The organism is Micromonospora sp. KC213, assembly GCF_004348325.1.
Lineage (GTDB): Bacteria > Actinomycetota > Actinomycetes > Mycobacteriales > Micromonosporaceae > Micromonospora.
This window is the reverse complement of sequence record NZ_SMKF01000248.1, coordinates 1-6478: the sequence shown is the minus strand read 5'-3', so window position 1 is coordinate 6478 and position 6478 is coordinate 1. Positions and strand designations below refer to the sequence as shown.

Genomic DNA, 6478 nt, shown 5'->3' with positions numbered 1-6478 from the left:
CGCCGCCCCACCTGTCCGGGCGGCGACGGCGGGTCAGGGGGCGGTCTCGTTGCGGATCATCAGGGCCGAGCGGAGCCCGGTGATGTCCAGGACGCGCAGCAGGAAGTCGCCGACGTTGCTGAGCACCAGCAGGGTCTGCGCGTGACTGGCCTTGCGGCTGAGCACGACGAGCGTGCCCAGCCCCTGGGAGTCGCAGAAGGTGACACCGCCCAGATCCAGCACGATGCGCGGTGGGGGATCGGTCAGCACCTCGTTCACGACGGCTGACAGCTGACCGGCGGTGAGCATGTCGATCTCACCGGCGAGGCGAAGCACGGCTTCGTCGCCCGACCGGTGTACCGTGATGGACAGTTCGGCACGATCCACCCGGCCAGCCTATCGCGATCTCCGTGTCTCGGCCCGGCGGGCGCTGCACCCCGGGTCAGGTCTGTCCCACGGGTGAGTCTGGTAACCCGCAGCAGGGGTGGCTGCCCATTCGCACTGCGGCGCTGTAACAATGGCCGCATCGTGACCGATACCTTTTCCGCCGGATCCGGCCGTTACCCGGCCGACGCGCCGGCCTCCGAGGCCCTGTTCGACCGCGCCACGGCCCTCGTGCCCGGCGGGGTCAACTCCCCCGTGCGCGCCTTCCGGGCCGTCGGTGGCACCCCGCGCTTCATGGTCCGGGGGGAGGGCCCCTGGCTGTACGACGCCGACGGTCGGCGCTACGTCGACCTGGTTTGCTCCTGGGGGCCACTGATCCTCGGCCACGCCCACCCGGCGGTGGTCGAGGCGGTGCAGGCCGCCGCCGCGCTGGGCACCAGCTTCGGCGCCCCGACCCCGGGCGAGGTCGAGCTGGCCGCCGAGATCGTCGCGCGTACCCCGGTCGAGCAGGTCCGTCTGGTCAACTCGGGTACCGAGGCGACCATGTCGGCGATCCGGCTGGCCCGAGGCTTCACCGGCCGCTCCAAGATCGTCAAGTTTTCCGGCTGCTACCACGGCCACTCCGACGGGCTGCTCGCCGCCGCCGGCTCGGGCGTGGCCACCCTCGGCCTGCCCGATTCGCCCGGTGTCACCGGCGCGGCGGCCGGCGACACCATCGTGCTGCCGTACAACGACATCGCCGCGGTGGAGCAGGTCTTCGCCGCCGAGGGCGCGCACATCGCCGCGGTCATCACCGAGGCCGCCGCCGGCAACATGGGCGTCGTCGCGCCACGTGACGGTTTCAACCAGCGCCTCGCCGCCATCGCGCACGCGCACGGCGCGCTGCTCATCGTCGACGAGGTGATGACCGGGTTCCGGGTCTCCCGCGCCGGCTGGCACGGGCTGGACCCGTCGCAGGCCGACCTGTGGACGTACGGGAAGGTCATGGGGGGTGGCCTGCCCGCCGCGGCGTTCGGCGGGCGCGCCGAGGTCATGGGACGGCTCGCCCCGGCCGGTCCGGTCTACCAGGCCGGCACCCTCTCCGGTAACCCGCTGGCGTGCGCCGCCGGCCTGGCCACCCTGCGGCTCGCCGACGACGCGCTCTACCGCCGGCTGGACGAGACGGCCGCCGTCGTGGGCAAGCTCGCCGCCGACGCGCTGGCCGCCGCCGGGGTTCCGCACCGGCTGTCGTACGCCGGCAACATGTTCTCGATCTTCTTCACCGACGCGGAGGTGGTCGACTACGACACCGCGCGTACCCAGCAGGTGCCCGCCTTCAAGGCGTTCTTCCACGCGATGCTCGCCGCCGGCGTCTACCTGCCGCCGAGCGCGTTCGAGTCCTGGTTCGTGTCGGCGGCGATCGACGACGCCGCCTGTGAGCAGATCGCCGCCGCGCTGCCGGCGGCGGCGCGGGCGGCAGCCGTGGCAGCCAACGGGGGTAGCGGTGAGCGCGAGGAGTGAGCCGGGTTTGCGAGCCCCGCAGTCGCGAGCGAAGGGGACGCAGCGGTGAGCGCGAGGAGTGAGCCGGGTTTGCGAGCCCCGCAGTCGCGAGCGAAAGGGACGCAGCGGTGAGCAGGACCGTGGTGCACGTGCTCCGGCACGGCGAGGTGTACAACCCGGAAGGCATCCTCTACGGCCGGCTGCCGGGTTTCCGCCTCTCGGAACTCGGCGTGCAGATGGCCAAGGCCGCCGCGCAGGCGCTCGCCGAGCGGGAGGTCGCCCACGTGGTGGCGAGCCCGCTGGAGCGCGCCCAGCAGACCGCCGAGCCGATCGCCGCCCAGTTCGGGCTGCCGGTCGGGGTGGACGAACGGCTGATCGAGAGCGCCAACTGGTTCGAGGGCAAGAAGGTCTCGCCGGGTGACGGCTCGTTCCGTGACCCCCGCAACTGGTGGGTGCTGCGCGACCCGGTCACCCCGAGTTGGGGTGAGGCGTACCGGGCCATCGCCGAGCGGATGTTCGCCGCCCTGCACGCCGCCCGGATCGCCGCCGAGGGGCGGGAGGCCGTCCTCGTCTCGCACCAACTGCCCATCTGGACGCTGCGCCGGTACGTCGAGCGCAAGCGGCTCTGGCACGACCCGCGCCGCCGCCAGTGCGGGCTGGCCAGCCTCACCTCGTTCCACTTCGACGGCGCGAAGGTCGCCGGCATCGGCTACAGCGAGCCGGCCGCGCACCTGATCGCCATCTCGCCGACAGCCAGGACGGCCAAGGGGGCCTGATGTTCACCCGGAGGACGCTCGCCGTAACGCTCGCCGCCGTCGCCGCCACCGCGGGATTGGTCGGCTGCTCCTCCGACGACGACAGCCCGGAGCGCCGCTGCGCCACCAACGGGGGGGTGGTCGAGTGCGCGCCGGAGCAGCGCTCCGCCGCCCCGAAGATCGCCGGTGACCTGCTCGCCGGCGGCCGGTACGACGTCGCCCAGGCCCGCGGCCAGGTGGTGGTGTTGAACTTCTGGGGCTCCTGGTGTGCGCCCTGCCGAGCCGAGGCCGACGACCTGGAGGCGACCTACCAGGCCACCAAGGCCGCCGGGGTGACCTTCCTCGGCATCAACGTGCAGGACAGCAAGGACAAGGCGATCGCCTTCGAGCAGGGCCGGGTGAGCTACCCGAGCCTCTTCGACCCGGGGAGCCGGCTGGCACTCGCCCTGGACATCCCGCCGAACAACGTCCCGGCCACCGTCGTGCTGGACCGGCAGGGCCGGATCACCACGGTGATCCGGGCCGCCGTCAAGCAGGACGGTCTCCAGCCGATCGTCGAGCGGATCGCGGCCGAGCAGCCGGCGTCCGGTTCACGCTGATGGGCGACACCTTCCGCGAGCTGGCCGAGTCCGGCCCGCTGCTGCTGGCCGTCGGCGCGGCGGCGCTCGCCGGACTGGTCAGTTTCCTGTCCCCGTGCGTGCTGCCGCTGATGCCGGGCTACCTGTCGTACGTGACCGGGCTGGCCGGCGTTGACCTGGAGGGCCGCATCCGCCGCACCGCCGCACCGGCCGGCGCCGGCCCACCGGACCCAAAGGACGCGGGGCCGGACGCCGGCTCACCGGACCGGGCGGACGAGGCCGGTGCCGGGGTGGCCGTCGCGACCCGGGCCGAGAGCCGGCCGACGGTCCTGGTCAAGGGCCGGGTGCTCGCCGGGACGCTGCTGTTCATCGCCGGGTTCACCTTCGTCTTCACCGCCACCGCGATCCTCTTCGCCGGATTCGGCCGGATCTTCTTCGACTACGAGCGGACCTTCCAGGTCGTGGTGGGCGTGCTGGTCGTCCTGCTCGGCCTCGGCTACCTCGGGGTGCTGCCCGGGATGCAGCGGGAGTTCCGGATCAACCGGCTCCCGGCGGCCGGGCTGCTCGGCGCCCCGGTGCTCGGCGCGGTCTTCGCGTTGAGTTGGATGCCGTGCACCGGCCCGACCCTCGGCGCGGTGCTCGGTATGGCCGCCACCGGCGGGCAGACCGACCGGGCGGTGGTGCTGGCCGTGGCGTACTGCCTCGGGTTGGGGGTACCGTTCGTCGCCTTCGGGCTGGGCTTCCAGCGCCTGCTCGGGGTCTTCCGCGCGGTCCGGCGCAACAGCCGGTGGGTCACCCGGATCGGCGGGGCGCTGCTGATCCTGATCGGCCTCGCGCTGATCACCGGCGGCTGGCGGAACGTCGTCATCTGGTTGCAGACGACCGTGGGCGTGGGCGAGGTGAGCATCTGATGACGACCGTGGACGACCGGCCGGTCGCGCCGGCCGGGGCGCCCCGGCGGCCCAACCCGGTGCTGGCCCTGCTGCGCAACTCCTGGCGGCAGCTCACCAGCATGCGTACCGCGCTGGTGCTGCTCTTCCTGCTCGCCGTCGCCGCGATCCCCGGCTCGGTGCTGCCGCAGCGCGGGGTGAACCCGGAACAGGTCAACCGGTACTTCCGCGACCATCCGGACCTGGCCCCGCAGCTGGACCGCATCGGCGGGTTCGAGGTCTTCGGCTCGGTCTGGTTCTCCGCGATCTACCTGCTGCTGTTCACCTCGCTGGTCGGCTGCATCCTGCCTCGGATGCGGGACCATCTGCGCGCCCTGCGGTCCCGCCCACCGGCGGCCCCGAAGCGGTTGGAGCGGCTGCCCCAGCACGCGGTGCTGGAGGCCCCGGCCGCCGCCGACCCGGCGGCGATCGCCGCGGTGCTGCGCCGCCGTCGCTGGCGGGTCGAGGTACGCGGCAACGAGGTCTCCGCCGAGAAGGGGTACCTCAAGGAGACCGGCAACGTGCTCTTCCACGCCTCGCTGGTCGCCGTCCTGCTCGGGGTGGTGCTCGGCTCCTGGTACGGCTGGCACGGCAACCGGCTGCTGGTGGCCGGCGAGGAGTTCTGCAACACCCGCCAGCAGTACGCCGAGGCGTCACTCGGTCCCCGGGTGGACAGCGGCGACCTGCCGCGTTTCTGCCTGACCCTGGACGACTTCGACGCCCGGTTCCACCCGTCGGGGCAGCCGGAGAGCTACCGGGCCACGGTGACCGTGGACGAGCTGACCGGATCCACCCGGCAGGCGTCCTTCTCGGTCAACTCGCCGCTGCGGCTCGGCTCGGCCAACGTCTACCTGCTCGGCCACGGGTACGCCCCGATCCTGAAGTACACCGACCGGTACGGCCGCAGCCAGACCAGCGCGGTGCCGTTCCTGACCACCGGGGATGCGAACATCACCAGCGAGGGCGTGGCGGCCTTCCCGGACGCCAACGTCGACCCGGCGACCGGGAAGCGGGACCCCGCCCAGCAGATCGCCTTCGAGGGGCTCTACCTGCCGACCGCGCCGGAGACCCCGCCGTTCACGTCGTCGCGGTTCCCCACCGAGCGCAACCCGGCGGTGGTGCTGGTGGCGTACCGGGGGAACCTGGGCCTGGACGCCGGCATCCCCGGCTCGGTCTACCAGCTCGACCAGCGGCAGGTCAGGAACGGCAGGCTCAAGCAGATCGGTGACGCGAAGCTGGGCGTCGGCGAGAAGTGGACCCTGGACGACGGCAGCACGCTGGAGTTCCTGGGCACGAAGCCGTACGTCACGCTGTCGGTGCGGCACGACCCGGGCCAGACGCTGCTGCTGGTGGCCTGCGTGGTGCTGCTCGCCGGCCTGATGGCCTCGCTGTTCGTCCGGCGTCGCCGGGTCTGGTTCCGGGTGGTCCCGGCCGACCCCGGGAGTGGATCTCCGACGAGCGGTAGTAGTTTGGTGCGGGCCGGTGGGTTGCCACGTACCGAGCATCCGGGGTTCGCCGACGAGTTCGCCCAGCTCGTCGCCGCGGTGCGCGACGACGGGCGGACGCGAGGGAGGGGCGAGTGATGGCCGAGCTGTCCGACCAGCTGGTGACGGTCGCGATCCTGGCGTACCTGCTCGCGATGATCAGTCATGCCGTCGAGTACGCGCTCGGCAACGCCCGCGCCGTCTCGGCGGGGGCACCGGCCCGCGAACTGGTCGGCGCCGGGATCGGCGCGGCCGGAGGCAACGCCGCGCCGCCCGCCACGCCCCCCGCTCCCGTCACGAGCGCGCCGGCTCGGTCGGCGCAGCGGGCCCGGCTCGCCGGCTGGACGGCCGTCGGACTCACCGGGCTCGCCGCCGTGCTGCACCTGGCCTCGCTGGTCACCCGGAGCATCGCCGCCGAGCGGATGCCCTGGGGCAACATGTACGAGTACGTGTTGACGGTCACCTGGATCGGGACCGTCGCCTGGCTGGCGGTGCTGGTCAAGCGCCCGTCGCTGCGCCGGCTCGGGCTCTTCCTCACCCTGGTCATGGTGCTGCTGCTGGCCTTCGCGGAGCTGAAGCTCTACGTCCAGGTGGTGCCGCTGATGCCGGCACTGCAGTCGTACTGGTTCATCATCCACGTCTCGACGATCGTGGTCGCCTCGGGCATCTTCCTGCTGGGTGTCGTCCCGGCGGTCGCGTTCCTCATGCGCAACGGGTACGAACAGGGCCGGCGCAGCTTCCCGTACACCCTGGCCCGCCGGCTGCCGGCGGCGGCCGGCCTGGAGCGGCTGACCTTCGCGCTGCACGCCTTCTCGTTCCCGCTGTTCACGTTCGCGGTGATCGCGGGCGCGATCTGGGCGGAGGCGGCGTGGGGCCGGGCCTGGGGTTGG

General features: G+C 72.8%; 7 protein-coding genes. 6 read left to right on the top strand and 1 reads right to left on the bottom strand.

The features are described from left to right. Nucleotides 1-33: 33 nt before the first annotated feature. On the bottom strand, nt 34-366 hold the full coding sequence (locus E1166_RS28700; protein WP_132270794.1) for an STAS domain-containing protein: 333 nt from the start codon (nt 364-366) through the stop codon (nt 34-36). A gap of 141 nt (nt 367-507) precedes the next feature. Here E1166_RS28700 and hemL point away from each other — a divergent pair, with 141 nt between their 5' ends. The 6 genes from hemL to ccsA all read left to right on the top strand — a co-directional run. Further along, nucleotides 508-1863, top strand: coding sequence for a glutamate-1-semialdehyde 2,1-aminomutase (gene hemL, locus E1166_RS28695; protein WP_132342997.1), 1356 nt, complete (start codon nt 508-510; stop codon nt 1861-1863). A 107-nt stretch (nt 1864-1970) separates the two neighbouring features. After that, complete coding sequence (locus tag E1166_RS28690; protein WP_132270792.1) at nt 1971-2618, top strand: histidine phosphatase family protein; 648 nt, start codon at nt 1971-1973, stop codon at nt 2616-2618. Then, nucleotides 2618-3196 carry a TlpA disulfide reductase family protein gene (locus tag E1166_RS28685; RefSeq protein ID WP_132342996.1) on the top strand — a complete coding sequence of 193 codons (579 nt, stop codon included), beginning with the start codon at nt 2618-2620 and terminating at the stop codon, nt 3194-3196. Before E1166_RS28690 ends, E1166_RS28685 begins: the two co-directional genes overlap by 1 nt. After that, nucleotides 3196-4086 carry a cytochrome c biogenesis protein CcdA gene (locus tag E1166_RS28680; protein ID WP_132342995.1) on the top strand — a complete coding sequence of 297 codons (891 nt, stop codon included), beginning with the start codon at nt 3196-3198 and terminating at the stop codon, nt 4084-4086. Before E1166_RS28685 ends, E1166_RS28680 begins: the two co-directional genes overlap by 1 nt. Next, entirely contained in the window at nt 4086-5687 is a 1602-nt protein-coding gene (locus E1166_RS28675; protein ID WP_132342994.1) for a cytochrome c biogenesis protein ResB, read from the top strand. Before E1166_RS28680 ends, E1166_RS28675 begins: the two co-directional genes overlap by 1 nt. Further along, nucleotides 5687-6478: cytochrome c biogenesis protein CcsA (ccsA, locus tag E1166_RS28670; RefSeq protein ID WP_132342993.1), on the top strand; the 792-nt coding region annotated here is incomplete at its 3' end. The genes E1166_RS28675 and ccsA, both read left to right, overlap by 1 nt.